General features: G+C 68.0%; 22 protein-coding genes. 12 read left to right on the top strand and 10 right to left on the bottom strand.

The window, feature by feature from the left end; translation table 11 throughout:
• The first annotated feature begins 206 nt into the window (after positions 1-206).
• The 5 genes from acnA (at position 207) to PQI66_RS02630 (ending at position 6,201) form a co-directional block, all read left to right on the top strand.
• Positions 207-3,008, top strand: coding sequence for an aconitate hydratase AcnA (gene acnA / locus PQI66_RS02650; protein ID WP_339995788.1), 2,802 nt, complete (start codon positions 207-209; stop codon positions 3,006-3,008).
• A 75-nt stretch (positions 3,009-3,083) separates the two neighbouring features.
• Positions 3,084-3,659 carry a TetR/AcrR family transcriptional regulator gene (locus tag PQI66_RS02645; RefSeq protein ID WP_339995786.1) on the top strand — a complete coding sequence of 192 codons (576 nt, stop codon included), beginning with the start codon at positions 3,084-3,086 and terminating at the stop codon, positions 3,657-3,659.
• Positions 3,660-3,759: 100 nt separating this feature from the next.
• Entirely contained in the window at positions 3,760-4,026 is a 267-nt protein-coding gene (locus PQI66_RS02640; protein WP_339995785.1) for an ACT domain-containing protein, read from the top strand.
• A 12-nt stretch (positions 4,027-4,038) separates the two neighbouring features.
• On the top strand, positions 4,039-5,409 hold the full coding sequence (locus PQI66_RS02635) for a PFL family protein (protein WP_339995784.1): 1,371 nt from the start codon (positions 4,039-4,041) through the stop codon (positions 5,407-5,409).
• Positions 5,410-5,424: 15 nt separating this feature from the next.
• Positions 5,425-6,201, top strand: a complete 777-nt coding sequence (locus PQI66_RS02630) for a hypothetical protein (protein WP_339995782.1) — start codon at positions 5,425-5,427, stop codon at positions 6,199-6,201.
• On the opposite strand, the gene PQI66_RS02625 is transcribed toward PQI66_RS02630, so the two are convergent.
• Positions 6,179-7,549 carry an alpha-hydroxy-acid oxidizing protein gene (locus tag PQI66_RS02625; RefSeq protein ID WP_339995780.1) on the bottom strand — a complete coding sequence of 457 codons (1,371 nt, stop codon included), beginning with the start codon at positions 7,547-7,549 and terminating at the stop codon, positions 6,179-6,181. The genes PQI66_RS02630 and PQI66_RS02625 overlap by 23 nt on opposite strands.
• A gap of 145 nt (positions 7,550-7,694) precedes the next feature.
• On the opposite strand from PQI66_RS02625, the gene PQI66_RS02620 reads away from it, so the two are divergent.
• On the top strand, positions 7,695-8,804 hold the full coding sequence (locus PQI66_RS02620; protein WP_339996010.1) for an agmatine deiminase family protein: 1,110 nt from the start codon (positions 7,695-7,697) through the stop codon (positions 8,802-8,804).
• 13 nt (positions 8,805-8,817) lie between these two features.
• On the opposite strand, the gene PQI66_RS02615 is transcribed toward PQI66_RS02620, so the two are convergent.
• Positions 8,818-10,446, bottom strand: a complete 1,629-nt coding sequence (locus PQI66_RS02615; protein ID WP_339995779.1) for an ABC-F family ATP-binding cassette domain-containing protein — start codon at positions 10,444-10,446, stop codon at positions 8,818-8,820.
• A gap of 500 nt (positions 10,447-10,946) precedes the next feature.
• On the opposite strand from PQI66_RS02615, the gene PQI66_RS02610 reads away from it, so the two are divergent.
• Entirely contained in the window at positions 10,947-12,122 is a 1,176-nt protein-coding gene (locus PQI66_RS02610) for a lycopene cyclase family protein (protein ID WP_339995778.1), read from the top strand.
• A 120-nt stretch (positions 12,123-12,242) separates the two neighbouring features.
• Here PQI66_RS02610 and PQI66_RS02605 read toward each other — a convergent pair whose 3' ends face one another.
• Genes PQI66_RS02605 through PQI66_RS02575 form a run of 7 tightly spaced genes read right to left on the bottom strand, consistent with a single transcriptional unit; the run spans position 12,243 to position 18,574 of the window.
• Positions 12,243-12,692, bottom strand: coding sequence for a metal-sulfur cluster assembly factor (locus tag PQI66_RS02605; protein ID WP_445227981.1), 450 nt, complete (start codon positions 12,690-12,692; stop codon positions 12,243-12,245).
• Positions 12,693-12,702: 10 nt separating this feature from the next.
• Entirely contained in the window at positions 12,703-13,149 is a 447-nt protein-coding gene (sufU, locus tag PQI66_RS02600; protein ID WP_339995777.1) for a Fe-S cluster assembly sulfur transfer protein SufU, read from the bottom strand.
• The gene (locus tag PQI66_RS02595; protein ID WP_339995776.1) at positions 13,146-14,435 is read right to left on the bottom strand and encodes a cysteine desulfurase; all 1,290 of its coding nucleotides are present in this window, start codon (positions 14,433-14,435) and stop codon (positions 13,146-13,148) included. Before PQI66_RS02595 ends, sufU begins: the two co-directional genes overlap by 4 nt.
• Positions 14,436-14,441: 6 nt before the next feature.
• On the bottom strand, positions 14,442-15,206 hold the full coding sequence (gene sufC / locus PQI66_RS02590; RefSeq protein ID WP_339995774.1) for a Fe-S cluster assembly ATPase SufC: 765 nt from the start codon (positions 15,204-15,206) through the stop codon (positions 14,442-14,444).
• 46 nt (positions 15,207-15,252) lie between these two features.
• A complete protein-coding gene (gene sufD, locus PQI66_RS02585) occupies positions 15,253-16,455 on the bottom strand; it encodes a Fe-S cluster assembly protein SufD (RefSeq protein WP_339995773.1) in 1,203 nt (400 codons plus the stop codon).
• Positions 16,456-16,458: 3 nt separating this feature from the next.
• Entirely contained in the window at positions 16,459-17,913 is a 1,455-nt protein-coding gene (gene sufB, locus PQI66_RS02580) for a Fe-S cluster assembly protein SufB (RefSeq protein WP_339995772.1), read from the bottom strand.
• A gap of 1 nt (position 17,914) precedes the next feature.
• A complete protein-coding gene (locus PQI66_RS02575) occupies positions 17,915-18,574 on the bottom strand; it encodes a helix-turn-helix transcriptional regulator (RefSeq protein WP_339995771.1) in 660 nt (219 codons plus the stop codon).
• A gap of 190 nt (positions 18,575-18,764) precedes the next feature.
• Here PQI66_RS02575 and mptB point away from each other — a divergent pair, with 190 nt between their 5' ends.
• The 4 genes from mptB (at position 18,765) to PQI66_RS02555 (ending at position 23,390) form a co-directional block, all read left to right on the top strand.
• Entirely contained in the window at positions 18,765-20,465 is a 1,701-nt protein-coding gene (mptB, locus tag PQI66_RS02570; protein ID WP_339995770.1) for a polyprenol phosphomannose-dependent alpha 1,6 mannosyltransferase MptB, read from the top strand.
• Between the two features lie 26 nt (positions 20,466-20,491).
• Positions 20,492-21,424, top strand: coding sequence for an ABC transporter ATP-binding protein (locus tag PQI66_RS02565; RefSeq protein ID WP_339996008.1), 933 nt, complete (start codon positions 20,492-20,494; stop codon positions 21,422-21,424).
• Positions 21,421-22,221 (top strand): ABC transporter permease, encoded by an 801-nt coding sequence (locus PQI66_RS02560; protein WP_339995769.1) that lies wholly within the window; start codon positions 21,421-21,423, stop codon positions 22,219-22,221. Before PQI66_RS02565 ends, PQI66_RS02560 begins: the two co-directional genes overlap by 4 nt.
• A gap of 149 nt (positions 22,222-22,370) precedes the next feature.
• Positions 22,371-23,390, top strand: coding sequence for a COX15/CtaA family protein (locus PQI66_RS02555; RefSeq protein ID WP_445227988.1), 1,020 nt, complete (start codon positions 22,371-22,373; stop codon positions 23,388-23,390).
• Positions 23,391-23,526: 136 nt separating this feature from the next.
• On the opposite strand, the gene PQI66_RS02550 is transcribed toward PQI66_RS02555, so the two are convergent.
• Positions 23,527-24,453 (bottom strand): heme o synthase, encoded by a 927-nt coding sequence (locus tag PQI66_RS02550; RefSeq protein WP_339995767.1) that lies wholly within the window; start codon positions 24,451-24,453, stop codon positions 23,527-23,529.
• Positions 24,454-24,750: 297 nt separating this feature from the next.
• On the opposite strand from PQI66_RS02550, the gene tkt reads away from it, so the two are divergent.
• On the top strand, positions 24,751-26,832 hold the full coding sequence (tkt, locus tag PQI66_RS02545) for a transketolase (protein WP_339995766.1): 2,082 nt from the start codon (positions 24,751-24,753) through the stop codon (positions 26,830-26,832).
• Positions 26,833-26,841: the final 9 nt, after the last annotated feature.

Below are 26,841 nucleotides of genomic sequence, written 5' to 3'. Positions count from 1 at the left end.
ATGAAGCATTACGGTCGTACTGTTATAGTGGTTCCGACGGAATCCGCGACGACTGCTGACACAATGGTGGTAGTCCGCGACGGCGCCACTCTTCCCGGCGCCGGGACTAGGTCCAGACGAGGTCCGCAGGTCCACGCGGCGGGATGACGTCAGACGAACGTCACACAACTGACGACGATAACGAGAAGAGATTCAGGAGCACTGTCGTGACTGAAAGCAAGAATTCCTTTGGAGCAGAGGGGACTCTCGAGGTCGGTGACCGGTCCTACACGATGTACCGTCTCGACGCGGTCCCGGGCATGGAGAAGCTCCCTTACTCCCTGAAGGTCCTCGGCGAGAACCTCCTCCGCAACGAGGACGGCGCCAACGTTACCCGCGAGCACATCGAGGCCATCGCGAACTGGGACCCGTCCGCTGACCCCAGCATCGAGATCCAGTTCACCCCCGCCCGTGTGGTCATGCAGGACTTCACCGGCGTGGCCTGCGTGGTCGACCTGGCGACGATCCGCGACGCGGTCGTCGCCCTCGGCGGAGACGCCGACCAGGTCAACCCGCTGAACCCGGCCGAGATGGTCATCGACCACTCGGTCATCATCGAGGCGTTCGGTGACGAGAACGCCCTCGAGCGCAACGTGGAGATCGAGTACCAGCGCAACGAGGAGCGCTACAAGCTCCTGCGCTGGGCCACCGGTGCCTTCGACAACTTCCGTGTCGTCCCGCCCGGAACCGGCATCGTCCACCAGGTCAACATCGAGTACCTGGCACGTTCCATCTTCGACAACAACGGCGTGGCCTACCCCGACACGTGTGTCGGTACCGACTCCCACACCACGATGGAGAACGGCCTGGGCATCCTGGGCTGGGGTGTCGGCGGCATCGAGGCAGAGGCCGCGATGCTCGGCCAGCCGATCTCCATGCTGATCCCGCGCGTGGTCGGTTTCAAGCTCTCCGGTGAGATCCCCGTGGGCGTCACCGCCACCGACGTGGTCCTGACGATCACCGACATGCTGCGCCAGCACGGCGTGGTCGGCAAGTTCGTCGAGTTCTACGGCAGGGGTGTCGCCGAGCTTCCGCTCGCCAACCGCGCCACGATCGGCAACATGTCCCCCGAGTTCGGCTCCACCGCCGCGATGTTCCCCATCGACAAGGAGACCGTCGACTACCTGGCACTGACCGGCCGCGACCAGGAGACCCTGGACCGCGTCGAGGCCTACGCCAAGGAGCAGGGCATGTGGCTCGACCCGGAGAACGACGCCGTCTACTCCGAGTACCTCGAGCTCGACCTGTCCACCGTCGTGCCGTCCATCGCCGGCCCGAAGCGTCCCCAGGACCGCATCGAGCTGTCCGACTCCAAGGCACAGTTCCGCAAGGACCTGCACAACTACGCCGACAGCAACTCCGGCAGCGCCGAAGCCCAGGACTTCGTCGCCGAAGGCGGCAACGTCGGTGGACACACCGGCACCCCGACGACCGCCGCCGACGCCAAGGGCAACCTGCCCTCCGCGGCCGCCGGCAACCAGGGACGTCCGTCCAACCCGATCGAGGTCAACTACAACGGTCAGGACATGGTCCTGGACCACGGCATGGTGGGCATCGCCTCCATCACCTCGTGCACCAACACCTCGAACCCCTCCGTCATGGTCGGTGCCGGCCTGCTGGCCCGCAAGGCCGCGGAGCTCGGTCTGAAGTCCGCACCGTGGGTCAAGACCTCCATCGCCCCCGGGTCCCAGGTCGTCACCGGCTACTTCGAGAAGGCCGACCTGTGGAAGGACCTCGAGGCCATGGGCTTCTACCTCGTGGGTTACGGCTGCACCACCTGCATCGGTAACTCCGGCCCGCTCCCGGAGCCGATCTCCGAGGGCATCAACGAGGCCGACCTGGCCGCCACTGCCGTGCTGTCCGGTAACCGTAACTTCGAGGGACGCATCTCCCCCGACATCAAGATGAACTACCTGGCGTCCCCGATCCTCGTGATCGCCTACGCCATCGCCGGCACCATGGACTTCGACTTCGAGACCCAGCCGCTCGGCCAGGACAACGACGGCAACGACGTCTTCCTCAAGGACATCTGGCCGTCCACCGAGGAGATCGAGTCCGTCATCAAGTCCTCCATCACCAAGGAGCTCTACTCCGAGGACTACGCCGACGTCTTCAAGGGCGACGAGCGCTGGCAGTCCCTGCCCGTGCCGGAGGGCAAGACCTTCGCCTGGGACGACAACTCGTCCTACATCCGCAAGGCCCCCTACTTCGACGGCATGGAGCCCACCCCGGGCCCGGTGTCCGACGTCGCCGGGGCCCGCGTCCTGGCCCTGCTGGGAGATTCGGTCACCACCGACCACATCTCCCCCGCATCGTCGATCAAGCCCGGCACCCCCGCCGCCCAGTACCTGGACTCCAAGGGTGTCGAGCGCAAGGACTACAACTCCCTGGGTGCCCGCCGTGGCAACCACGAGGTCATGGTCCGCGGTACCTTCGCCAACATCCGTCTGCAGAACCAGCTGCTCGACGGTGTGACCGGCGGTTACACCCGCGACTTCACCCAGGACGGTGGACCGCAGTCCTTCATCTACGACGCCTCCGTCAACTACCGCGAGCAGGGCACCCCCCTGGTCGTGCTCGGTGGCAAGGAGTACGGCACCGGTTCCTCCCGTGACTGGGCCGCCAAGGGCACCCTGCTGCTCGGGGTCAAGGCCGTCATCGCCGAGAGCTTCGAGCGCATCCACCGCTCGAACCTCGTCGGCATGGGCGTCATCCCGCTGCAGTTCCCCGAGGGCGAGTCCTGGAAGTCTCTCGGCCTGGACGGCACGGAGACCTTCGACCTGGCCGGTATCGAGGCGCTGAACGAGGGCTCCACCCCGGACACCGTGCACGTCACCGCCACGAAGGAAGACGGCTCCGTCATCGAGTTCGACGCGGTCACCCGCATCGACACCCCCGGTGAGGCCGACTACTACCGCAACGGCGGCATCCTGCAGTACGTCCTGCGCAACATGATGAACAACAAGTAAGACCCGTGTTCATCACCCGCCCGCCCCGCGGCTTCCGTGAGGCGGGCGGACGTGTACCGGAAAGGGGCACTGTCCATGCCTAAGGTCAGTGAGACCGACCTTTCCGAGCGGCGCACCGACATCCTGCGTGCGGCCAGGACCTGCTTCGTCACCTACGGGTACGACGGTGCCACGGTCTCGCGCCTGGAGAAGGAGACCGGCAAGTCACGGGGGGCGATCTTCCACCACTTCCGGAACAAGGAGACCCTGTTCCGGGAAGTGGCCCACCGCGACATGGTCCGTATGACCGACCTCGCCGGGAACCGGGGCATGATCGGCCTGATCCGGTACCTCCTCGAGGACCCCGAACTCGCCGAATGGTGGGGCCTGAGGGTGGAGATCACCCGCAGGATCCGTCTTGACGACCAGTTGCGGGATGCCTGGGAACAGGACCAGAACGCACTACGCACGGCGGTCACCGAGAGACTCGAGGAACAGCGCGAGTCCGGCAGGCTCCGTACCGACATCTCCACCGCCACCACGCTCCAGCTGCTGGAACTGGTGCTGGAGGGGGTCATGGCGCACCTGGTGTCCGACCGCGAGAGCGGCCTGCTCCCCGAGGCGCTCGACATCGTCGAGCAGTCCCTGCGTTCCGCGGAGAACCGGGACTGACCACCACGCGCACGCACCGCTCGGCACACGGCACCCACCGATCAGAGCCCTACCGGCCCGGTGGGTGCCGTCCTTTACCAGACAAGTAGCATGGTGTCCCATGATCGCGATCATGACCGTTACCGGACGGGACCACACCGGAATCATCGCAGCCGTGTCGACCGCATGTGCTGAGCTGGAGATCAACATCCGGAACGTCTCGCAGACCATCATGGACGACTGGTTCACGATGATCCTCCATGTCGATCTTCCCGACGCTCTGTCGGTCACCGACGTCAACGGACGGATGTCCGAGGTCGAACAGCGGGAGAAGCTGGTCATCACGATCCAGTCCCAGGCCATCTTCGATGCGATGCACGAGATCTGAGGCTCCTGCACCATGACCGCATTCCTCCCCTCCTCGTCCATCCTCGAAACCATCGAGATGATCCAGCGCTACCGGCTGGACATCCGCACGGTGACCATGGGGATCAACCTCCTTCCCGCCGTCCGGGCCACACCGGAGGCCACCTGCGAGGCCGTCTACGATCTGGTGACGTCCCGTGCCGAGCGCCTGGTGCCCGTCTGTAGCGGCATCGAGGAGGAACTCGGTATCCCGATCGTCAACAGGCGCATCTCCGTCACCCCGGTGGCGCTGGTGTCGTCGGCGGTCCCGGGATGCGACCCCGTCGACATCGCCCGCGCCCTCGACCGTGCGGCGGTGGCCGTCGGCGTGAACTTCATCGGCGGATACTCCGCCCTCGTCGAGAAGGGCGGCTCCGCCGGGGACAAGCGGCTGATCCGCTCGATCCCGGAGGCGCTCAGCGAGACGGACGTCGTCTGCTCCTCGGTCAACATCGCCTCGTCACGCGCCGGTATCAACATGAACGCCGTGCGGGAGATGGGGCAGGTCGTCAAGGACTGCGCGGACGCGACCGCGGACCGGAACTCCATCGCCTGCGCCAAACTGGTCGTCTTCGCCAACTCGGTCGGGGACAACCCGTTCATGGCAGGAGCCTTCCACGGTATCGAGGAGCCCGACTGCGTGATCAGCGTCGGGGTGTCGGGGCCCGGTGTCGTCGACCGGGCGGTCGCCGCCCTGGCGCGGGACGCGTCGCTCAACGACATCGCCGAGGAGATCAAGAAGGCCGCGTTCAAGGTCACCCGCACCGGACAACTCGTCGGCACCATGGCCGCGGCGCGGCTCGGCGTCCCCTTCGGGATCGTCGACCTCTCCCTGGCCCCCACCGCCGACATCGGCGACTCCGTCGCCCACATCCTCGAGCACATGGGTCTGGAACAGGTCGGCGGACACGGGACGACCGCCGCCCTGGCGCTGCTCAACGACGCGGTCAAGAAGGGCGGCATGATGGCCTGTTCCCGCGTGGGTGGGCTCTCCGGCTCCTTCATCCCGGTCTCGGAGGACGCCGGCATGATCGACGCGGTCCGCGCGGGCAACCTGACGATCGAGAAGCTCGAGGCGATGACCGCGATCTGCTCGGTGGGCCTGGACATGATCGCCATCCCCGGTGACACCCCGGCCTCCTCGATCGCCGGCATGATCGCCGACGAAGCGGCCATCGGTGTGATGAACCACAAGACCACGGCGGTGCGTGTGGTGCCCGCGGTCGGCAGCGTCCCCGGTGACGACGTCGACTTCGGAGGACTTCTGGGTCACGCCCCGGTCATGCCGGTGAGTACCGTCGGAAGTGCGGAGTTCATCAGTCGAGGGGGCTACATCCCCGCCCCCGTCCACGGTTTCCGTAACTGAGAGAGGTGGTCGGACGTGCCCCGCTTGTTCACCCACGCCCGCAATGCGACGGTCATCGCCGATCCGGGCGGACTGGTCGAGGCGGGGTATGCGGCAGGCAGATTCGCGACGCCGTGTCCCCTGCCGCCTGACGACGACGCGGTGACGACGGCGCTGCGTGACAACGGGACGATGCCTGTCGCAGGCGCGCGGTTTTTCGGCCTGGCGACGGCACAGCTGGTCCTGGTCGCCACGGCCCTGGCCGTCGTCCTCGTCAGTCTCGTCCTGCTCGGTGCGGGGTCGGTCTCCGGTGTGGGTGTGGGGATCGTCCTGCTGGTACTCGGGGCCGGGATACTGGGTTTCACCGCCTTGTCCGCGCGGAGTCGCCGCAGGAGACTCGTTGCGTTGGCGACGGCGTGGCAGAACGGGTGGCTGCATTTCGCGCCGGCCCGGGTGGGTGCGGTGTGGATCGACCGTCGCGTCACACATGGGCGGGCGAACAGTCAGGGGGCGAACCAGGACAACAGGTACTGGTACCGGGCGGTCGTCGAGGTCCACCCCACCGACGGTTCCGAGGTGTTCACCGTGGTCACCGAACCGTTCCAGGCCTTGGCGAACCGGGAGGGTGTACCCCACGACCTGGTCAGTGCACCGAACCCGGTGGACGCCTTCGAGCCCGAGTACACCAACGGGTGGACCATCGCCCGTTACCTCGCGGGTACCCCTGAGACGATGACACGGTCCGCGACGGTGACGGCGAATCTGTCGCTGACGCAGATCGGCGCCGCACTCAAGGCCGCAGGCGTTCCGTGACCGCGGGCGGTTCTGCCGTCCGCAATTCCATGTGACGCAGCCCGGCCACATCCGGGATCCCGGCGAGTGCCATCGTGAGATCGAGCTCGGCGAGCACGTTGCGTACCACCTCCTCGACTCCCTCGGCGCCTGCCACGGCCAGCCCGTACATGTGGGGCCTGCCCAGGAGGACGGCGTCCGCTCCCCGTGCCAGGGCGACCGCGACATCCCTTCCGGTCCGGATGCCGGAGTCGAACAGGACGGTCGGGCCCTCGCCGAGCCGTTCCCTGATCTCGACCAGGGCGTCGAGGGACGCCACGGCACCGTCGACCTGTCGTCCCCCGTGGTTGGAGACGATGATGGCGTCCGCGCCGACCTCGAAGGCCCGCTCCGCGTCATCGGGGTGCAGGACACCCTTGAACACGACCGGCAGCGACGTCCGCTGCGTCACCGTCCCCAGCAGGTCCCAGTCGAGGCCGGGGTTCGAGTAGATGTCCAGGAACGTCTCCACCGAGGCCCGTGGCTCCGGCGCGAGCAGGTTCCTCAGCGTGGGGCCGGGATGGTGTCGGGCGATGGAGAACAGGGAGGCCACCGCTGCCGGCGTGACGCGGACCCCGGCGGTGCCGCCGGCGGCCCGGCCCACTCTGTCGCGGAGACGGCCCCGGACGATCTGCAGGAACCGGTTGTCGGAGGTGTACTGGGCGATGCCCTGCCCGCGGGAGAAGGGCAGCGAGCCCAGGTTCAGGTCCTGGGGACGCCAACCCAGGACGGTGGTGTCGAGGGTGACCACGAGCGCCCCGGCCCCGCTGTCCTCGGCGCGGGCGATGAGGTTGTCGACCAGCGTCTCGTCTGTCGACCAGTACAACTGGAACCAGTGCCCGGCGTCCTGGCTTGACGGTCCAGGGCCCCGGGCCGTGCGGCAGGCGGTGGCGATCTCCTCCAGCGGTGAACTTCCCTGGTTGCTCACCACGTACGGCACACCGGCCCGTCCGGCCGCACGGGCGATCAGGAGGTCGCTGTCCGGATGGACCAGGGCGCCGGCGCCGACGGGTGCCAGGAGCAACGGTGACGACAGCTCCTGCCCCAGGACGGTCGTCGACAAGCTCCTTTCCTTGACTCCATGCGCCATGCGGGGGACGATGCGCACGCTGTCGAAGGCCTGCCGGTTGTTGTCGTGCGTACGTCCCTCCCCGGCGCTGCCGTTGATGTAGGCCCATGCTTTCCGGGACATCGCCCGGCGCGCCGCCCGTTCCAGGCCTGCGGCGTCGGTGGGGACCCGTGGGCGGATGCCGGAAACCCCCGCCCGGTAGATGGTGTCCTGTCTGGCACGGCCGGGGCCGGGCACGGTGTACGAGGGTTCAGTGTCCATGCCGCGATCGTATCCTCGGGAAAACCGTGTCCGGGCCCCTTCGGTGATATCCACGACAGCGCCGGGGCGGCGGGACGTCCGTCGGATACTGTCGAGGTGGTTGACCAGTTGATCCCACCGTCGGTGGGGTGGAAGGAAGAGGATGCTGCACCGTCGGACCGTCTTGAAGTCAGTGATCGCCGCCTGGGGTGGGGGCCTGCTCGCATCGTGCGGCTCCGGAAACTCCGGCGCTCCCGGTGGGTCGGGTGGGTCGGGACGCTGGGTCATGCCCGACGAAGGTGCGCCCCACGACCGTACGTGGATGGCCTTCGCCGCGCGGGAGGACATCTGGGGCCCGGAACTGGCGCCGGCGGTGAAACGGAACCTGGCGGCGATCGCCGTTGCCGTGGCGGCGGTCGAGCCCGTGTCGATGCTCGTGCCGGCGGAAGACATGGATCTGGCCCGTCGGCTCATCGGCGGCGCCGACGTGGAGCTGGTCACGTGCGAGCTTGACGACCTGTGGGTCCGCGACACCGGGCCGGTGTTCGTCCGTGCCGCGGCGGGCGCGGCCGGGGTCGACTTCAACTTCAACGGGTGGGGCCGCCGGCAGCGTCACCGCCGTGACCGGGAGGTCGCCGGCATCGTCACCAGGGAAGCCGGGGTGGAATCCCTGCGTACGGACCTGGTGCTCGAGGGAGGGGCACTGGAGGTGGACGGCGAAGGCACGGCCATCATCACGGAGAGCTGCGTGCTCAATGACAACCGCAACCGTGGATGGTCGAAGGCGGACGTCGAAGCAGAGCTCGGGCGGCTGCTGGGGATAACCACGGTGATCTGGCTGCCGGGGATCGCCGGAATGGACATCACCGACGGGCACACGGACTTCTACGCCCGGTTCGCGTCACCTGGTGTCGTCGTGGCGGGCCTGGAGACCGACGAGACGTCGTTCGACTACGACGTGACCCGTGTGCATCTCGACATCCTGCGCGCGGCGACCGATGCCGCGGGCCGGCGGCTGCAGGTGGAGGTCCTGGAATCCCCGTCGAGCGTCCGGGCGGAGTTCGACAGCCCGGACTTCGCCGCGGGCTACGTCAACTTCTACGTGTGCAATGATGCCGTGATGGTCCCCGAGTTCGGGGCCGTGGACACCGATGACGCGGCGCGGGATCTGCTGCGGCGGCTGTTTCCCGGGCGTCGTGTCGTCCAGCTCAATATCGACGCCATCGCCGCCGGGGGCGGCGGCATCCACTGTGCGACCCAACAGCAGCCGGCCTGAGGTGGCCGACGGGTCAGGCCAGTTCCACGATGTCCATGTAGGCGTCCGACCACAGGTCCTCGTCGCCGTCGGGCAGAACGATGACGCGTTCCGGCTCCAGCGCCCTGACCGCTCCCGGGTCGTGGGTGACCAGAATGACCGCACCGGTGTAGGTGCGCAGCGCGTTGAGCACCTGCTCGCGTGACTGCGGGTCGAGGTTGTTCGTCGGCTCGTCGAGCAGCAGGACGTTCGCCCGGGAGCTCACCAGCGTGGCCAGTGCCAGCCGGGTCTTCTCGCCGCCCGACAGGGTGCCGGCGGGTTGGTTGAGCTGCTCCCCGGAGAACATGAACGCGCCGAGGAGACCGCGAAGGTCCTGCTCCCCGGCTTCCGGGCAGGCCTGGATGGCATTGTCCCAGACACTGGCGTCTGGGTCGATCGTGTCGTGCTCCTGGGCGAAGTAGCCGACCTTGAGACCGTAGCCGGAGACGATGCCTCCCTCGCCGTCGGTGCGTTCCACCCCGGCGAGGAGTTTCAGCAGCGTCGTCTTGCCGGCGCCGTTGAATCCCAGCACGACCACGCGTGAACCACGGTCCACCGCCAGGTCCACCCCGGCGAAGACCTCCAGTGAGCCGTACATCTTCGTCAGCCCGGTGGCGTTCATCGGCGTCTTGCCGCAGGGAGCGGGCTCGGGGAAGGAGATGTTGGCGTACTTGTCGTCCTGACGGACCTCGTCGAGGTCGTCGATCATCCGGTCGGCGCGGGCGATCATCTGCTTGGCCGCGGCGGCCTTGGTGGCCTTGGCGCCGAGCTTGGCGGCCTGCTGACGGAGAGCGCCCGCCTTCTTCTCCGCATTGGCCTTCTCCCGGCGCCGTCGGGCTTCATCGGTGGCGCGGGCGTCGAGGTACTTCTTCCACGTCATGTTGTAGACGTCCGCCTCACCACGCACCGCGTCGAGGAACCAGACCTTGTTGACGACGGCGGCGAGGAGCTCGACGTCGTGCGAGATCATGACCAGACCGCCCTCGTGGCGCTGCAGGAAGTCCCGCAGCCAGGTGATCGAGTCGGCGTCGAGGTGGTTGGTGGGCTCGTCGAGCAGCAGCGTGGTCGCGGAACGCCCGGAGCCCGAGGTGGCGGCGAAGAGGATCTGTGCCAGTTCCACACGTCGGCGCTGACCGCCGGACAGTGTCTTCAGCTGCTGGTCCAGGATGCGCTGCGGCAGGCCGAGGCCGTCGCAGATCCGGGCGGCCTCGGAGTCTGCCTCGTAGCCGCCGAGGGAGGCGTAACGTTCCTCCAGACGGCTGTACTTGATGATGGCGGCATCCCGCTGGGAGTCCGTCCCGGATTCCATGAGCTCCTGCTGGCGGTCCATGGAGGACCGTAGCTGGTCCAGGCCGCGTGCGGAGAGCACACGGTCGCGGGCGGTCTGCTCGATGTCGCCCTCCTTGGAGTCCTGGGGAAGGTAGCCGATCTCGCCGGCCCGTGTGACGGTGCCGCCGTAGGGTTCGCCTTCACCCGCGAGGATGCGCATCGACGTCGTCTTCCCGGCGCCGTTGCGGCCGACAAGGCCGATTCGGTCGCCCGGTTGGACGCGGAGCTGCTGGCCGGGCGCGTTGAGGAGGGTGCGTGCCCCCACCCGCACCTCAAGGTCTTGAGTAACAATCACAACGGTCCATCTTAACACCGTGTCCCGGCAGTTGTGGAGGTGGGCGCCGCGCTCTCCTTCTCCCCCCGGAGGAGAGAGCCGCGAAGAACCTCATGCTGAGATTCATGGGCGTCCCACCCGCCACTTCCGCTGGGTTCCGGAACTACTGGACCCCCAGCCTCCGGACACCTGGTCCTTCCGGCCTGCGCCTGCTGGACAGATATCAATATAAACTTTTAAGGCTGGTTTGGATAGTGTTTCGTGAACGACGCTTACTTCGCGACTTACTGTCGGGGGTGATATCGAGTTCGTTTCTCAGGCTGTACCCTCGAGGGTATCTGCGGAGTTCCTGCCGTTGGGGATACCTTTTGTAGTTCCTAAGTAAGTCCGCGGACGGAGCGTGGCACCGGGGGTAACCTCGTTCCACCCTCTGTCATCCTGGCGGGGGTATCCCCGCTGCGGAGCCTTATCGATCACTGTTGACCGCTGTTGCCCACCGATCCCCAGGGAGTGACCCCGCCATGCACATCGCCGTCCTCGGACTCGGCCCGGCCGGTGCGCTCCTCGCGTACCGCGCCGCAGTGACCGGGTGGACGGTCGACGCCTACGATCCGGCCTGCAGACAGACCGATGACGGGGGGATCCTGCCGCCCCGCTGGCGCCAGACCTACGGGCTCTTCCCCGATGATCTTCCCGGGTGGGCGCGTAGCGCGGTCGTCTTCGCCACGGCACCCTCCGGCTCCGCCGACTCCGGAGACTCTGGAGACCTTGAGGTGGTCACTCCTGCAGGCAGAAAGCCCGTCGGGCGTATCTACCGCATGGTTGACAGAGAAGCCACGTGCCGTCGGCTCTCAGAGGTCGGGCCACGTCTGCGCCTGCACCGGGAGAAGGTCAATGACCCGGACCCCCGACAGCTGGGTGTCGATGCGGTGGTCGACTGCCGGGGGGTCGTCGACCGCCCCGGTGACCTCCGGCAGATCGCCTATGGCGTGGTCGTGGCGGAGTGCCCGGATTCCCCGGTCTTCATGGACTGGCGTCCTGCGTCGTCCGAGGCGGACCCCGGCACTCCCCCCAGCTTTCTCTACGTCCAACCCGTCGACGGCGGCACGCTGTACGAGGAGACGATCCTGGTCACCCGCGAACCGACCCGTCCGATGGTCGACCTGCTGAAGGCACGTCTCGCCGAACGTCTCCCCGACATCGACCTGACTGCTGGCGCACCGGGGATCGTCGGCACGGAGACCGTGCATTTCCCCGTCGACCGCCGGGCCCGCGGCTGGTACGGCGGCATGCGGGACGGTGTCGGCGTGTTCGGTGCTGCCGGCGGGATGACGCACCCGGCGACCGGTTACTCCGTCGCCGAGTCAGCGGCTGCCGCGGACCGGATGCTCCGTGTCGTCGAGAGCGGCGCACTCCCCTGGCGTGAACGCCTGTCGGCTGCGGTAGCCTACCGTCTGCGGCTGCTCGGAGCCGAGCTTGTCACCGCGGCGGACGGCCCGACCCTCCAACGCTTCTTTGACGCCTTCTTCGACCTGCCGCCCCGGTTGCAGACCGGCTACCTGGCCGGGCAGCACGGCGGCCGGGTGGGGCTGACGATGCTCGCACTCGCCCGGTACCCGCGGCGCGTGCTCCCCTTCCTCCGTCCGCTTCCCCGGATCCTGTGGGGCACGGTCGGACGGCGACCCGACCCGTCCTGACACGTCCTGACGCGTCCTGACCCGTCCTGACCCGGAAAACCACCATCCGGGGTACGCGTACAAGCCCGTACACGTACCCAGGATGGTGGTTATTTCCCGCCCGGGGCCGTCAGCCTACAGTCACACGCTGAAGCCGAGGTAGCGCAGCTGCTCCCGCCCGTCGGCGTTGATCATGTGCGGGCCCCACGGCGGGGACCAGACCCAGTTGATCCGCAGGGCCGAGACCTGTTCGATCCCGTCCACCACGGCGGTGGTGGCCTGGTCCTCCAGCATGTCCGTCAACGGGCAGGCCGGGGAGGTCAACGTCATGTTGATGACCGCTTCGGTGCCCTTGTCCGTGTGCTCCACCCATACCTGGTAGACGAGACCGAGGTCCACGACGTTGATGCCCAGCTCGGGGTCGATGACGTCGAGCATCGCCTCCTCGATCTGGTCGGAGAGCATGACGTCCTCCTGCGAGATCTCCTTCGGAGGTTCCGGGACGGCGTCGAGGGGGTTCGGGTCCATCTGCGGGGACGACGGCTCGGCGGCCGTGTCGGTGGCAGTGTCGGTGGTCGTGTCGTCACTCATGGTGGGGTCCTTACTTCTTGTTGGTTGACTCGCTGGTGGCGGCCTCGAAGGCCTTCCACCCCAGCAGGGCGCACTTCACGCGGGCGGGGTACTTGGACACGCCCGCGAACGCCACACCGTCGCCGATGACGTCCTCGTCGCCCTCGACCGTGCCACGGGAGGTCACCATCTTCTCGAACTCGGCCAGCTTCGCCATGGCCTCGGGCACGCTCAGGCCGGTGAGTTCCTCGGCCATCACCGAGGTCGCGGCCTGGCTGATCGAACACCCGGTGGCGTCGTAGGAGATGTCCGCGACCGTCCCCAGGTCCTCCGACAACGAGACACGCAGGGTGACCTCGTCGCCGCACGAGGTGTTGACGTGGTGGACCTCGGCGTTGAACGGCGTCCTGAGCCCCGCGTGCTGCGGGTGCTTGTAGTGGTCCAGGATGACTTCCTGGTACATCTGCTCGAGTTTCACAGCGGCTGCCTCACGTTCTCGTTCTCCTGCCGGTCGTCTCCGGCAACCGTACCGAAGAACCGCTGGGCGGCCCGGACGGCGTCGACCAGGGCGTCGACCTCGTCGGTCGTGTTGTACAGGTAGAAGCTGGCGCGGGCCGTCGCCTGGACGCCCAGGGCCCGGTGTGCCGGCCAGGCGCAGTGGTGACCCACCCGGATGCACACGCCGTTGTCGTCGAGGACCTGGCCGAGGTCGTGCGGGTGGATCCCGTCGACGACGAAACTCACCGCCGAGCCGCGGTCGACGTTCTCGGTCGGACCGATGATCCGCAGTCCCTCCACCGTGGCCAGCCGTTCCAGGGCGTATCCGGTGAGCGCGTGTTCGTGCGCGGCGACGTTGTCCATGCCGAGCTTCTGCAGGTACTCGACCGCCGCCCCCAGGCCGACGACCTGGGAGGTCATCTGGGTGCCGGCCTCGAAACGCTGCGGCGGGGCCGCGTAGGTCGTCTTCTCCATGGTGACGATCTCGATCATCGACCCGCCGGTGAGGAACGGCGGCAGGCTCTCCAGCAGGTGCGATTTGCCGTAGAGCACGCCGACACCGTTGGGGCCGAGCATCTTGTGCCCGGAGAAGGCGGCGAAGTCGACGTCCAGGGCGTGGAAGTCCACCGCCATGTGCGGCACCGACTGGCAGGCGTCGAGGACGAAGAGTGCGCCGACGGCACGGGCACGCCGGACGGCCTCGGTGACGTCGAGCTGGGCACCGGTCACGTTCGACTGGTGGCTCAGTGCGACGACCTTGGTGCGCTCCGAGAGCTCGAGGCTGTCGAGGTCGATACGCCCGTCGGGGGTCGCCGAGTACCAGCGCAGGGTGGCGCCGGTGCGCTGTGCGAGTTCCTGCCACGGCACCAGGTTGGCGTGGTGTTCGATCTCGGAGATGACGATCTCGTCGTCGGGTCCGACCGCGAGATCACCGGCACGCGGGTCCCCCAGCATGAAGGCGACCTCGTTGAGCGCCTCGGTCGCGTTCTTGGTGAAGGCGATCTCCTCGTCGGCGGCACCGACGAATCGGGCGACGGCGTCGCGGGCGGCCTCGTAGGAGTCGGTCGCCTCCTCGGCGATCTCGTAGGCGCCCCGGTGCACCGGGGCGTTGTGCTCCGTGAGGAACGTCCGCTCGGCGTCGAGGACCTGGAGCGGCCGTTGCGCGGTCGCACCGGAATCCAGGTACACGAGTGGACGACCGTCCCGCACCGTGCGCGACAGGATCGGGAAGTCCGCCCTGATGGCGGCGGTGTCCAGTGGGGTCATTCGATATCAGGCCTTTGCGGTGAATCGCTCGTAGCCGTGCTCCTCGAGCTCGCGGGCGAGTTCGGGGCCGCCGGACTCGACCACACGTCCCTTGGCGAAGACGTGGACGAAGTCGGGCTGCACGTAGTTCAGGATGCGCTGGTAGTGGGTGATCATGATCAGGCCACCGTCCTCGCGCTCCTTGTAGCGGTTGATGCCCTCGGACACGGTGCGCAGGGCGTCGACGTCGAGGCCGGAGTCGGTTTCGTCGAGGATGGCGAACTTCGGCTTGAGCAGGGAAAGCTGCAGGATCTCGTGGCGCTTCTTCTCGCCGCCGGAGAAGCCCTCGTTGACGGACCGCTCGGAGAAGGCCGGGTCGATCTCCAGCTCGTCCATGGCGGTCCGTGCCTCCTTGACCCACTGGCGCAGCTTCGGGGCCTCGCCGCGTACCGCGGTGGCCGCCGAGCGCAGGAAGTTGGCCATGGAGACGCCGGGCACCTCCACCGGGTACTGCATGGCGAGGAACAGTCCGGCGCGGGCGCGCTCGGAGACATCCATGTCCAGCAGGTTCCCGCCGTCGAGGAGGACCTCGCCGTCGGTGATCTCGTACCGGGGGTGGCCGGCGATCGCGTAGGACAGGGTGGACTTGCCGGAGCCGTTCGGGCCCATGATGGCGTGGGTCTCACCGGAGTTCACGGTGAGGTTGACGCCGTGGAGGATCGGCTTGGGATCCTCGTTCTCGTCCTGGGGGACCACCTGTGCGTGGAGGTTCTTGATCTCGAGAGTGCTCATTGTGTGTTCGTTGTTCCTTACGGTGGGTGGAGACTGTTCAGCGGGGTCAGAGGACGGTGTTGGCGAGTTCCTGCTCGACGACGTCCTCGAGGTTCTCGCGCACGCCCTCGACCGGGACGCGGCGGATGACGTCGGTGAAGAAGCCGCGGATGATCAGTCGGCGGGCCTCCTCGTCGGAGATGCCGCGCGACTTCAGGTAGAACATGTGCTCGTCGTCGAAGCGTCCGACGGTGGCGGCGTGGCCGGCGCCGACGATCTCACCGGTCTGGATCTCGAGGTTGGGCACCGCATCGGCACGCGCCCCCTCGGTGAGCACCAGGTTCTTGTTCGTCTCGTAGGTGTCCGTGCCGGTGGCCTCCGGGCGGATCAGCACGTCGCCGATCCACACGGTGCGGGCCTCGCTGCCGTGGCGCCCGGTCTCACCCTGCAGGGCGGACTTGTACAGGACGTTGGAACGGCAGTTCGGCACGCTGTGGTCGACCAGGAGCCGCTGCTCGAAGTACTGGCCGGCGTCGGCGAAGGAGACGCCCAGCAGTTCCGCGTCGCCGCCGGGGCCGGTGAAGCGCACGTGGGGGACGGAGCGGACGACGTCGCCGCCGAAGGTCGCCACGGTGTGCCGCACGGTGGCGTCGCGACCGACGAGGATGTGCGAGTTGGACAGGTGCACCGCGGTGCGGCCCCAGTCCTCCCACACGACGGTGGTCAGGCGGGCGCCGTCGCCGACGACGAACTCCAGGTTGTCGGAGTGGACCCCCTCGCCCTGGTAGCGCAGGACGACGATGGCCTCGGCGTGCGCCTCGAGCTCGATGACGGTGGTGCCGTAGGTGGTCACCTCGTCGCCGGAGCCGGTGACGGTCACGGTGACCGGGGCCTCGAGCACGGTGTTCTTCGTCACGAGGACGTGGTCGGCGACGGTGCTGTTGACCCACGCCTCGGCCGCGGGACGGTCGACGGGCAGGCCGGCACGGCCGGTGCGCTCGTCGTCCATGGCGAGCTCGGTGTAGCTGACACCGGCCTGGTCGCCGGTGTCCACGGTCACGGTCGGGCGGGCGGCGGGGGCCGCCTTGCCCGCCGAGGTGTCCTCGAGGCCGCGGAGGCGGCGCAGCGGGGTGAAGCGCCAGTCCTCGTCCTTGCCGTGCGGGACCGGGAAGGCCGCCGGGTCGGCGGACTGGAACCGGTCGCCCTTGGTGGGCATGCTGTTCGCCGGGGTGGTGGCGTTGGCGTCGGGGGTGGTCACGGGAGTGGTCATCGGTTAACCCACCGATCCTTCCATCTGCAGTTCGATCAGTCGGTTGAGCTCCAGGGCGTACTCCATCGGGAGTTCCTTGGCGATCGGCTCGACGAAGCCGCGGACGATCATCGCCATCGCCTCGTCCTCCTCGAGCCCGCGGCTCATGAGGTAGAAGAGCTGGTCCTCGGACACCTGGGAGACGGTGGCCTCGTGGCCGAGGGTGACGTGGTCGTTGCGGATGTCGTTGTAGGGGTATGTGTCCGACCGCGAGATCGAGTCGACCAGGAGGGCGTCGCACTCCACGTTCGCCTTGGAGTGGTGGGCCTCCTTGTTGATCTGGACCAGGCCGCGGTAGGCGGCGCGTCCGCCGGAGCGGGCCACCGACTTGGAGACGATGTTGCTGGAGGTGTACGGCGCCATGTGCACCATCTTCGCGCCGGTGTCCTGGACCTGGTTCTCACCGGCGAAGGCCACGGAGAGGACCTCGCCCTTGGCGTGGGGGCCGGTCATCCACACGGCCGGGTACTTCATGGTGACCTTGGAGCCGATGTTGCCGTCGACCCACTCCATGGTGGCACCCTCCTCGGCCCGGGTGCGCTTGGTGACGAGGTTGTAGACGTTGTTCGACCAGTTCTGGATGGTCGTGTAGCGGCACCGGCCGCCCTTCTTCACGACGATCTCCACGACCGCGGAGTGCAGGGAGTCCGACTTGTAGATCGGGGCGGTGCAGCCCTCGACGTAGTGGACGTAGGCGTCCTCGTCGACGATGATGAGCGTGCGCTCGAACTGGCCCATGTTCTCGGTGTTGATCCGGAAGTAGGCCTGCAGCGGGATGTCGACGTGCACACCCTTGGGCACGTAGATGAACGAGCCGCCGGACCACACGGCGGTGTTCAGCGCGGAGAACTTGTTGTCGCCGGCGGGGATGACCGTGCCGAAGTGTTCCTTGAACAGCTCCGGGTACTCCTTGAGGGCGGTGTCGGTGTCCAGGAAGATCACGCCCTGGCTCTCCAGGTCCTCGCGGATCTGGTGGTAGACCACCTCGGACTCGTACTGGGCGGCGACACCGGCGACCAGCCGCTGCTTCTCCGCCTCGGGGATGCCGAGCTTGTCGTAGGTCTCCTTGATGTCGTCCGGCAGGTCCTCCCACGTCTGGGCCTGCTTCTCCGTGGAGCGCACGAAGTACTTGATGTTGTCGAAGTCGATGCCGTCGAGGTCGGCGCCCCAGGTCGGCATCGGCTTGCGGTCGAAGGTGCTCAGAGCCTTGAGGCGACGCTCGAGCATCCACTCGGGCTCGTTCTTCTTCGCCGAGATGTCCCGGACGACGGCCTCCGACAGGCCCCGCTCGGCGGCGGCACCGGCGGCGTCGGAGTCGTGCCAGCCGTAGCCGTAGGCGCCGATGGAGTCGATGATCTCGTCATCGGTCTTCGGGGCGTTCTGGGGCTTGTTGTCGGGTAGTTGTGCAGCTTGAGTCATGTCAGCTCTCCTTCGTGGATGAAGGGTGGATTGTGGTCAGCGGGATGTGTGTCGTGCAGATACCGTTGCCGTCGGCGATGGTCGCCAGAGGCTGGGTGTGGTGGCCGAGGAGTTCGGTGACCACCCGGTGCTCCGCCGCGCAGAGTTCGGGGAACTCGTGGGCGACATCCTGGATCGGACAGTGGTGACGGCAGATCTGGACGCCGGTCGCCGCCTGGTCGACCGTGGCCGCGTAGCCGCGGTCCGTCAACGCCTCGGCGATGCGTTCCGCCCGGTCCACGACGGTCTCCGGCACGGAGTCGTCGACGGAACCGAACAGGTCCTGCATCCGCTGGTCGGCGAATTCGGCGACCGCGTCGTCACCACCACTCTCCCGGAGGGCCCGGAGGGCCAGGAGTGCGAGTGTGTCGTAATCATGGCCGAAACGTCCCCGTCCGGCGTCAGTCAACCGGTACTGCCGGGCGGGACGACCACGGGTGCGTCCTCCGGCGGACCGCGGTGCCTCGATCGTCTCGGCGAGGCCGTCGGCGACGATGTTGTCGAGGTGTCGCCGCACACCGGCGGCGCTCAGCCCGAGGGCCTCGCTGATATCGGTGGCGCTGACCGGACCGTTCCGGAGGATCTGCGCCAGAACTTCGCGGCGGGTGTCCCGTTCGCTCATGTGCTGTTCCCTCCTCGACGACAGTTGTGACAGCGGGTCATGATTAGACAACACGAGTGTCGCGTAAATCATTCCCGTTGTCTAATAAGGGCAGGCTGACCTGTTGTTTCTCTGTTCAACGGATTCGATGATTTTCGTAACGGGCGGGTGTCCTGCCCGCCGCACGCACCCCGGCCCGTAGAATGCCGGTGTGACCCAGCCACCCCCCTCCGACAGCACCCTGTCCGCCGACGGTGGACGGCGTACCCGTGGTCTCGGGGGCATGTTCGGCCTCCTGCCGAACATCGGTACCGCCGGTTCACGCAGCGCCCGGCTGCACACCGAGAGCCCCGTCGCGTCGACCCGCCGGTTCACCCCGGAGGAACTGCTGCGTCTGCGGCTCGGTGTCTTCACCGGGTTCGTCGGGGCGGTCCTCATCGGTGTCGGAGGGGTCGGTGCCGGCGCCCTGCCGGTCGTCGGGAACTCCCTGTGGTCGCTGCCGGTCAGCGGATTCCTCTCCCGGATGCTGCACACCACCACGGTCGCGGTGTTCGTGGGGATCAGCCTGCTCATCGTCGGCTGGCTGCTGATCTGGCGGTACTGCGTCCCCACGACGGCGTCTCAGGGGGCCTCCCCGGCAGTCACCCGGACCACCGCCGCCCCCCTGCTGCCGATGGTGACGCTCGTGCGCATCGGCGTGCTCTGGGTGCTCCCGCTGCTGGTGACGGCGCCGATGTTCACCCAGGACATCTACTCGTACCTGGCCCAGGGCTCGATTGCGGCCCAAGGACTCGACCCGTACTCCGCCGGGCCCGTGGACCTGCTCGGGGTGGACAACGACCTGGCACGTTCGGTCCCCTTCGAATGGTCGCACTCCCCCGCCCCCTACGGGCCGGTGGCCGTCGGCATGGCGTCGGTCATCTCCACCCTCACCGGGGACGTCATCGCCGCCGGGGTGATCATCCACCGGCTGATCTCGGTGGCGGGTGTCTTCGTCGCGGCCTGGGCGGTCGTGCACCTGGCCCGTCGCTGCGGGGTCCACCCCCAGGCCGCCCTGTGGCTCGGCATCCTCAACCCGCTGGTCTACCTGCACCTGGTCGCCGGCGTGCACAATGAGGCGATCATGATGGGGCTGCTGCTCGCGGGGGTGGAATGCGGGCTGCGGGCCGTGGACCCCGGACGTGGTCCGTCGGCCCGACGGTGGATGTGGGGGGCGGCGGGAGTCGTCCTGATCAGCTGCGCCGGGATGGTGAAGGTCACCGCGTTCCTGGCACTGGGCTTCGTCGGGGTCGCCCTGGCCCGCTACCTCGGCGGACGGTTCCGCGACCTCGTTCTCGCCGCGGTGGTCTACGCCGCCGGGACCGCGACGGTCGTCGTCGCCGTCTCGCTGGGAACCGGACTGGGGTTCGGGTGGGTCATGGTCCAGGGTGGCGCGACCGAGGTGATCAGCTGGATGTCCGTGACCACCGACGTCGGTCTGCTCACCGCCAACGGCGGCATGTGGCTGGGGCTGGGCGACCACACCGACGTGGCGCTGTCGACCGCCCGGCTCGTCGGCCTGCTGATCGGCGGATTCTGGGTGGTGCGCATGCTGTGGGCCTCCTTCCGCGGCCGCGTGCACCCGGTCGGCGGGCTGGGCGTGGCGACCTTCTTCCTCGTCGTGTTCTTCCCCGTCGTCCACCCGTGGTACGTCCTGTGGGCCGTGATGCCCCTGGCCGCCTGGGCCAACCGGGGCACGTTCCGGGTGGCGGTGGTGGCCTACTCCGCGATCCTGAGTTACTTCATCCTGCCCCGGGGCCTGAACCTGCCACCGGGCACCGTGGCCGTGATGTACCTGATGTCGGCGTTGTTCTCGGTGGTGTTCATCGTCATCGGCTGGTTGCTTTACCAACGCCGTAAGGCCACCGGCTAGACTCTGGGACCGTGGTTAGCGCAGGGATGGACACAGGCAGCCGGTCTGCACTCCGCTTGCGGGGCGTCGTCAAGAGGTACGGGGACGTCACCGCGGTCGACGGTCTGGACCTGACCGTGGGGCACGCTGAGGTGCTCGCACTTCTCGGTCCCAACGGTGCGGGCAAGACGACGACCGTCGAGATGTGCGAAGGCTTCCTCCTCCCTGATGAAGGTACCGTCGAGGTCCTCGGCACCGACCCCGGTCGTGACACCGACCGGTTGCGCGGACGCATCGGTGTGATGCTGCAGGGTGGCGGGGCGTACCCGGGAATCCGGGTCGGCGAGATGCTCCGCCTCGCCGCGTCCTACTCCGCCGATCCCCTCGACCCCGTCTGGCTACTCGAGACCGTCGGTCTGCAGGGGCACGAGAAGGCCAACTACCGTCGGCTGTCCGGTGGCCAGCAGCAGCGGCTCTCCCTGGCGCTCGCACTGGTGGGCCGGCCGGAACTCATCTTCCTCGACGAGCCGACCGCGGGGTTGGACGCGCAGTCGCGCCTGGCGGTGTGGGACCTGGTCTCCGCGCTGCGTGACGACGGCGTGTCCGTCGTCCTCACCACCCACCTCATGGACGAGGCGGAGGCGCTGGCGGACCAGGTCGTGATCATCGACCACGGTCGCGCCGTGGCGCAGGGCACGATCAGCGAACTGACCAGCAGTGCCGACCCCAGGGTGGCGGTCTCCACCGACCGCGACCTGGACCGTGAGGCGCTGGCGGCGCGGCTCGCACCTCTCGGCGCGACCGTGTCGGTGACCCGGCCCGGCCTGGTCACCGTGTCCGCCACCGTGACTCCCCGGCTGATCAGGGAGATCACCGCCGAGGCGGACCGTCAGGACGTTCTGGTGACCTCGCTGGAGGTGGACCAGCGCAGCCTCGAGAGCGTGTTCCTCGACATCACCGGAAGGGAGATCCGCTCATGAGCCGGACCCGACAGACCACCGGACGTTTCACCCCGGGCCAGTTCGCTCCCCGACCCCGCCAGGCGCCCACCGGGCGCATGCTCCTGGCACAGGCGAGGATCGAGACACTGCTGTTCCTGAGGCACGGCGAACAACAGCTGCTGTCCCTGGTGATTCCGTTGGGTCTGTTGATCGCGCTGAGTCTGATACCGATGGTGCCGCTGGACGACCCGGTCCAGAGCGTGTACCCGATGACCGTCGGCATCGCGCTGATGAGTGCGGGTTTCACCGGGCAGGCGATCGCCGTGGCCTTCGACAGACGCTACGGGGCGCTCAAGCGCATCGGTGCCTGCGGCGTCCCCCGCCGGATCCTCATCAGCGGCAAGGTGATGGCCGTCGGGGCGGCGGTGCTCGTCCAACTCGTGGTGCTCACCATCGTCGCCCTGCTCCTGGGGTGGTCGCCGAGCGCTGCGGGGGCACTGCCGGCGCTGTCGTTCATCGTGGTCGGCGTCGCCACCTTCACCGCGCTCGGGCTGCTGCTCGGGGGCACCCTGAGTTCGGAGCTCGTGCTCGCGCTGGGCAACACCGTCTGGTTCATCCTGATGGGGGCGGCCGTCCTCTCGGCGATGGACACCGACCTCCCCGGACCCGTGCACGCCGCGCTGCGGGTGCTGCCGTCCGTGGCACTGACCGACGGTCTGGTCGACGCGTCCTCCGGGACGTGGAACCTCGCCGCGCTCCTGGTCCTGGCGGTGTGGGGCGTCGTCGGTGGGACGCTGGCGGTCCGGTTCTTCTCCTTCACCATGGACGACGACTGACCGTCGGTGTCGTCTGATTACGGTCGTCGTCGCCCGGGGCGATAGACTGGACGACCGTGAAGGTCTCGCAGAAAACCCAGGACGACAGCCCGACTACCAGCGAAAACCCGCCTGACGTTCCGAGGGTGAGCGACACCACGCTGGTCCGGATGCGGGAGCGGGTCTCCACCACCCCCCGGTCGGTGAACAGGTTCTTCCTGCGGTTCTACACCGTGGTCCTCGCCCTGTGCGCCCGGACGCCGGTGCCCACGGTGCGTCGCCAGCGTCTCTACGCGGTCATCCTGATGGTCTGCCAGGGCGGCATCACGTTCACCGGCGCTCTCGTGCGCGTCACCGGCTCAGGGCTCGGCTGCCCGACGTGGCCCCAGTGCCACCCCGGCTCACTGGTCCCGGAGTCCGGGACGACCCCGGCGATCCACCAGGCCATCGAGTTCGGCAACCGCATGCTCACCTTCGTGCTCATCATCGCCGCACTGGTGGCGTTCCTGGCCGTCCTGCGGGCCGCACGTCGGAGCACGATCCTGCACATCGCCTTCCTGCAGGGCATCGGCATCATCGCGCAGGCGGTCATCGGCGGCATCACGGTGCACCTGGATCTGGCGTGGTGGATCGTGATGGCGCACTTCCTGCCGTCGATGGTGCTCGTGTTCTTCGCCGCGGTGATGGTGGTCAAGATCGGTGAGGACGACGACGCCCCCCGCCGGGCGACCATGCCGACACCGTTGCGGTGGGCGACCTGGGGCTCGGCACTGGGTCTGGCGGTGACCCTCGTGACCGGGACCATGACCACCAGTTCCGGCCCGCACGCCGGGGACGAGGCCATCCAGGAGGGTGACCGTCTGCAGATCGCCCTCTTCGAGATCGCGAACATGCACGCTCACGCGATGTACCTCTACATGGGCATCACCATCGGTCTGCTCGCCGGTCTCCTCGCGGTGCACGTGGACCGCCGGATCAAGACCGCCGCCCTGGCCCTGATCGCCGGAATCATCATCCAGGGCGTGGTGGGCGTCGTCCAGTACAACCTGGGTGTCCCCCGGTGGACGGTTCCGCCGCACGTGCTGGGATCGGCGGTGGTGACCGCGGCGACGGGCCTGCTGTGGGCGATGCGGTTCCGACGGGGAGAAGCCGCCGCCGACCGCGACTACGACATCGAGGACGCGGCCTGAACCAGCGGTATCCCTGGGGCGGGAGCGGCGGCGGGGTCCGGGCTGACAGAGGGTGGGACGTCGATCCCAGGGTGGTCCGTAGACCAGGAACCGCCCCTGGGGTGTCGTCCCCGGGGCGGTGGAAAAAGGGGAGGCGTCAGAGGCCGAGCATCTCGGAGACCGTCTCCAGTCCGAGGACGGCATCGACGGACAGTCCGACGAACAGCACGGAGAGGTAGTTGTTCGACAGGAAGAAGAGGTTCATCGGCTTGACCTTCACGCCCTTCTTCACCCCGTTGTGCAGCCCGTGGGCCCGCAGGATGAACCACGCACCGCTGAGGACGGCAACCAGGGCGTAGACCCAGCCGGTGGCGGGGACCAGCAGCAGGGAGGTGACCACGGTCGCCCAGGTGTACCAGAGGATCTGCCGGGTGACCTCGAGGGGAGGTTTGACGACGGGCATCATGGGCACACCGGCGGCCTCGTAGTCCTCGCGGTAGCGCATGCCCAGCGCCCAGGTGTGCGGCGGTGTCCAGAAGAAGATGATGAGGAACAGCAGCAACGCCTGGCCCCAGGACAGCCAGCCGGCGTTGAAGGACCCGCCGTCGGCCTCGGTCACGGTGGCCCAGCCGACCATGACCGGCATGCAGCCGGCCGCCCCGCCCCAGATCACGTTCTGCCACGTCCTGCGCTTGAGCCACTTGGTGTAGACGAAGATGTAGAACCAGATGGTCAACAGGATGAAGCCTGACGCCAGCCAGGAGTGGCAGAGGAAACCCAGCCACAGCACACTGCCGACGGTCAGTGACCAGGCGAAGATCCTGGCCTCCGTCTTGTTCACGGTGTGCTTGGCCAGTGGGCGTCGGTGCGTGCGGCGCATCTTCTGGTCGATGTCGTAGTCCGCGACCATGTTGAAGGTGTTCGCCGCGGCGGCGCCCATCCATCCGCCGACCAGGGTCAGCAGGATCAGGCCGAGGTTGATCTCGCCGCGCTGCGCCTGGAGCATCGACGGGATGGCGGCGACAAGCAGCAGCTCGATGACACGGGGTTTCGTCAGCGAGATATACGCCTTGATCTTGTCCACCGGTCAGTCCGCCTCCATAAAACGCCATCGGTCACCGTGCGTTCCTGGTTGTCAGGGCACACGGATCTGCCAAACCGACAGGTTACCTGAGCCGGTGGTGGGACCGGAAACCGTTGTCGTCGTCCCGGCCGACCAGCGGCCCGGCCGATCCGCCAGTGACACGGTCGACCTCCGGACACTACACTGGTCCGGGTTACACGGGCCGCGTCCTGCGACCAGCGGCGACCAGTGGCGACCAGCTCTGGTCACGGCGCCCGTGTCCTCTTATGTCCCCAGACGACAGGAAGGCTACCCAGCGTGACACTCCCCAAGGACCTCGAAGCCCGCACGGTCCGGAAGTACCCCGATGACTGGACCGAGCTGGACACCCGTGCCATCGACACGGTCCGTGTCCTCGCGGCCGACGCTGTGGAGAAGTGCGGTTCCGGTCACCCCGGTACCGCGATGTCCCTCGCCCCGCTGGCCTACACGCTCTACCAGCGCGTGATGCGCCATGATCCGTCGGACCACAACTGGCCGGGCCGCGACCGGTTCGTCCTGTCCGCCGGTCACAGCTCGTTGACCCAGTACATCCAGCTCTACCTCGGCGGCTTCGGACTCGAGCTGGACGACATCAAGGCGTTGCGCACGTGGGGCTCCAAGACCCCCGGGCACCCCGAGGTCGGCCACACCGACGGTGTCGAGATCACCACCGGTCCCCTGGGCCAGGGTCTGGCCTCCGCGGTGGGGATGGCCGTCGCCTCCCGTCGTGAGCGCGGCCTGTTCGATCCGGAGGCCGCCGAGGGCGCGTCACCGTTCGACCACCACATCTACGTCATCGCCTCCGACGGCGACCTGCAGGAGGGCGTCACCTCCGAGGCGTCGTCCTTCGCCGGTACCCAGCAGCTGGGCAACCTCATCGTCTTCTGGGACGACAACAGCATCTCCATCGAGGACAACACCGACATCGCCTTCGGCGAGGACGTCGCCGCCCGCTACGCCGCCTACGGCTGGCAGACCCTCGAGGTCAACGCCGAGGACGTCACCGCGATCCTCGACGCCGTGGAGCAGGCGAAGGCGGACACGGCCCGTCCGAGCTTCATCCGGGTGCGTTCGGTGATCGGCTACCCCGCGCCGACGAAGATGAACACCGGCGCCGCCCACGGTGCCGCACTCGGTGGCGACGAGATCGCCGCGGTCAAGGAAGCCCTCGGCTTCCCGACCGACGAGGACTTCCCCGTCGAGGCCGACGTCATCGACCACGCCCGGGAGCTGGTCGCCCGGGGCAGCGAGGCCCACGCCGCCTGGCAGAAGGACTTCGACGCATGGTCGGAGAAGAACCCCGAGGCCCGTGCCCTGCACGACCGTATCGCGGCCCGGGAGCTGCCGGACGGTTTCGACGCCGAGCTGCCCTCCTGGGACTCCGGTGACAACCTCGCGACCCGCAAGGCGTCCGAGGCGGCGCTCCAGGCGCTGGGGGCGACCCTGCCGGAGCTGTGGGGCGGGTCCGCCGACCTCGCCGGCTCGACGAACACGATCATCAAGGGTGACAAGAGCGTCGGCCCGGAGTCCATCTCCACCGACGCCTGGTCGGCCCACCCCTACGGCCGTAACCTGCACTTCGGTATCCGTGAGCACGGCATGGCCGCGATCCTCAACGGCATCGCCCTGCACGGCGCCACCCGCCCCTACGGTGCGACATTCCTGCAGTTCTCCGACTACGCCCGTGGTGCGGTCCGGTTGGGTGCCCTGATGAGCTCCGACGTCTACCACGTCTGGACACACGACTCGATCGGCCTGGGTGAGGACGGCCCGACCCACCAGCCGGTCGAGCACCTGGCCGCGTTGCGCGCCATCCCGAACTTCTCGGTGATCCGTCCGGCGGACGCCAATGAGACGGCGCAGGCGTGGTCCGCCGCCCTCCAGGCGGCCCCGGCACCGAAGGCGCTCGTGCTCACCCGGCAGGGTGTGCCCGTGCTCGAGGGGACGAAGGAGAAGGCCGCCGAGGGTGTCGCCCGCGGTGCCTACGTCCTGGTCGAGTCGTCGACGGAGACCCCGCAGGTCATTCTGATGGGGTCCGGCTCCGAGGTACAGCTCGCCGTCGAGGCCGCTGCCGCGCTGGAGGCCGACGGGATCGGCACCCGCGTGGTCTCCGTCCCGTGCATGGAGTGGTTCGACCAGCAGGACGCCGACTACCGCGAGTCCGTCCTGCCTGCCGCGGTCACCGCCCGGGTGTCCGTCGAGGCCGGGATCGCCATGCCGTGGAAGGGCTACACCGGTACCGCGGGACGCAACGTCTCCCTCGAGCACTTCGGTGCCTCCGCCGACTACAAGACGCTCTACCGTGAGTTCGGCATCACCGCGGAGGCCGTCGCCGCCGCCGCACGCGAGATTCTCTGACACCCTCAG

It is taken from the genome of Corynebacterium sp. USCH3 (assembly GCF_037619475.1).
GTDB lineage: Bacteria > Actinomycetota > Actinomycetes > Mycobacteriales > Mycobacteriaceae > Corynebacterium.
The sequence above is the reverse complement of the archived record's forward strand: the minus strand, read 5'-3'. Positions and strand labels throughout refer to the sequence as shown.

Coding starts and splice junctions, on each gene's coding strand:
- PQI66_RS02645 (WP_339995786.1), top strand. CDS start 3,084: ATGCCTAAGGTCAGTGAGACCGACCTTTCCGAGCGGCGCACCGACATC.
- PQI66_RS02640 (WP_339995785.1), top strand. CDS start 3,760: ATGATCGCGATCATGACCGTTACCGGACGGGACCACACCGGAATCATC.
- PQI66_RS02635 (WP_339995784.1), top strand. CDS start 4,039: ATGACCGCATTCCTCCCCTCCTCGTCCATCCTCGAAACCATCGAGATG.
- PQI66_RS02625 (WP_339995780.1), bottom strand. CDS start 7,549: ATGGACACTGAACCCTCGTACACCGTGCCCGGCCCCGGCCGTGCCAGA.
- PQI66_RS02610 (WP_339995778.1), top strand. CDS start 10,947: ATGCACATCGCCGTCCTCGGACTCGGCCCGGCCGGTGCGCTCCTCGCG.
- PQI66_RS02605 (WP_445227981.1), bottom strand. CDS start 12,692: ATGAGTGACGACACGACCACCGACACTGCCACCGACACGGCCGCCGAG.
- PQI66_RS02595 (WP_339995776.1), bottom strand. CDS start 14,435: ATGACCCCACTGGACACCGCCGCCATCAGGGCGGACTTCCCGATCCTG.
- sufC (WP_339995774.1), bottom strand. CDS start 15,206: ATGAGCACTCTCGAGATCAAGAACCTCCACGCACAGGTGGTCCCCCAG.
- sufD (WP_339995773.1), bottom strand. CDS start 16,455: ATGACCACTCCCGTGACCACCCCCGACGCCAACGCCACCACCCCGGCG.
- sufB (WP_339995772.1), bottom strand. CDS start 17,913: ATGACTCAAGCTGCACAACTACCCGACAACAAGCCCCAGAACGCCCCG.
- PQI66_RS02575 (WP_339995771.1), bottom strand. CDS start 18,574: ATGAGCGAACGGGACACCCGCCGCGAAGTTCTGGCGCAGATCCTCCGG.
- PQI66_RS02565 (WP_339996008.1), top strand. CDS start 20,492: ATGGACACAGGCAGCCGGTCTGCACTCCGCTTGCGGGGCGTCGTCAAG.
- PQI66_RS02560 (WP_339995769.1), top strand. CDS start 21,421: ATGAGCCGGACCCGACAGACCACCGGACGTTTCACCCCGGGCCAGTTC.
- PQI66_RS02555 (WP_445227988.1), top strand. CDS start 22,371: ATGCGGGAGCGGGTCTCCACCACCCCCCGGTCGGTGAACAGGTTCTTC.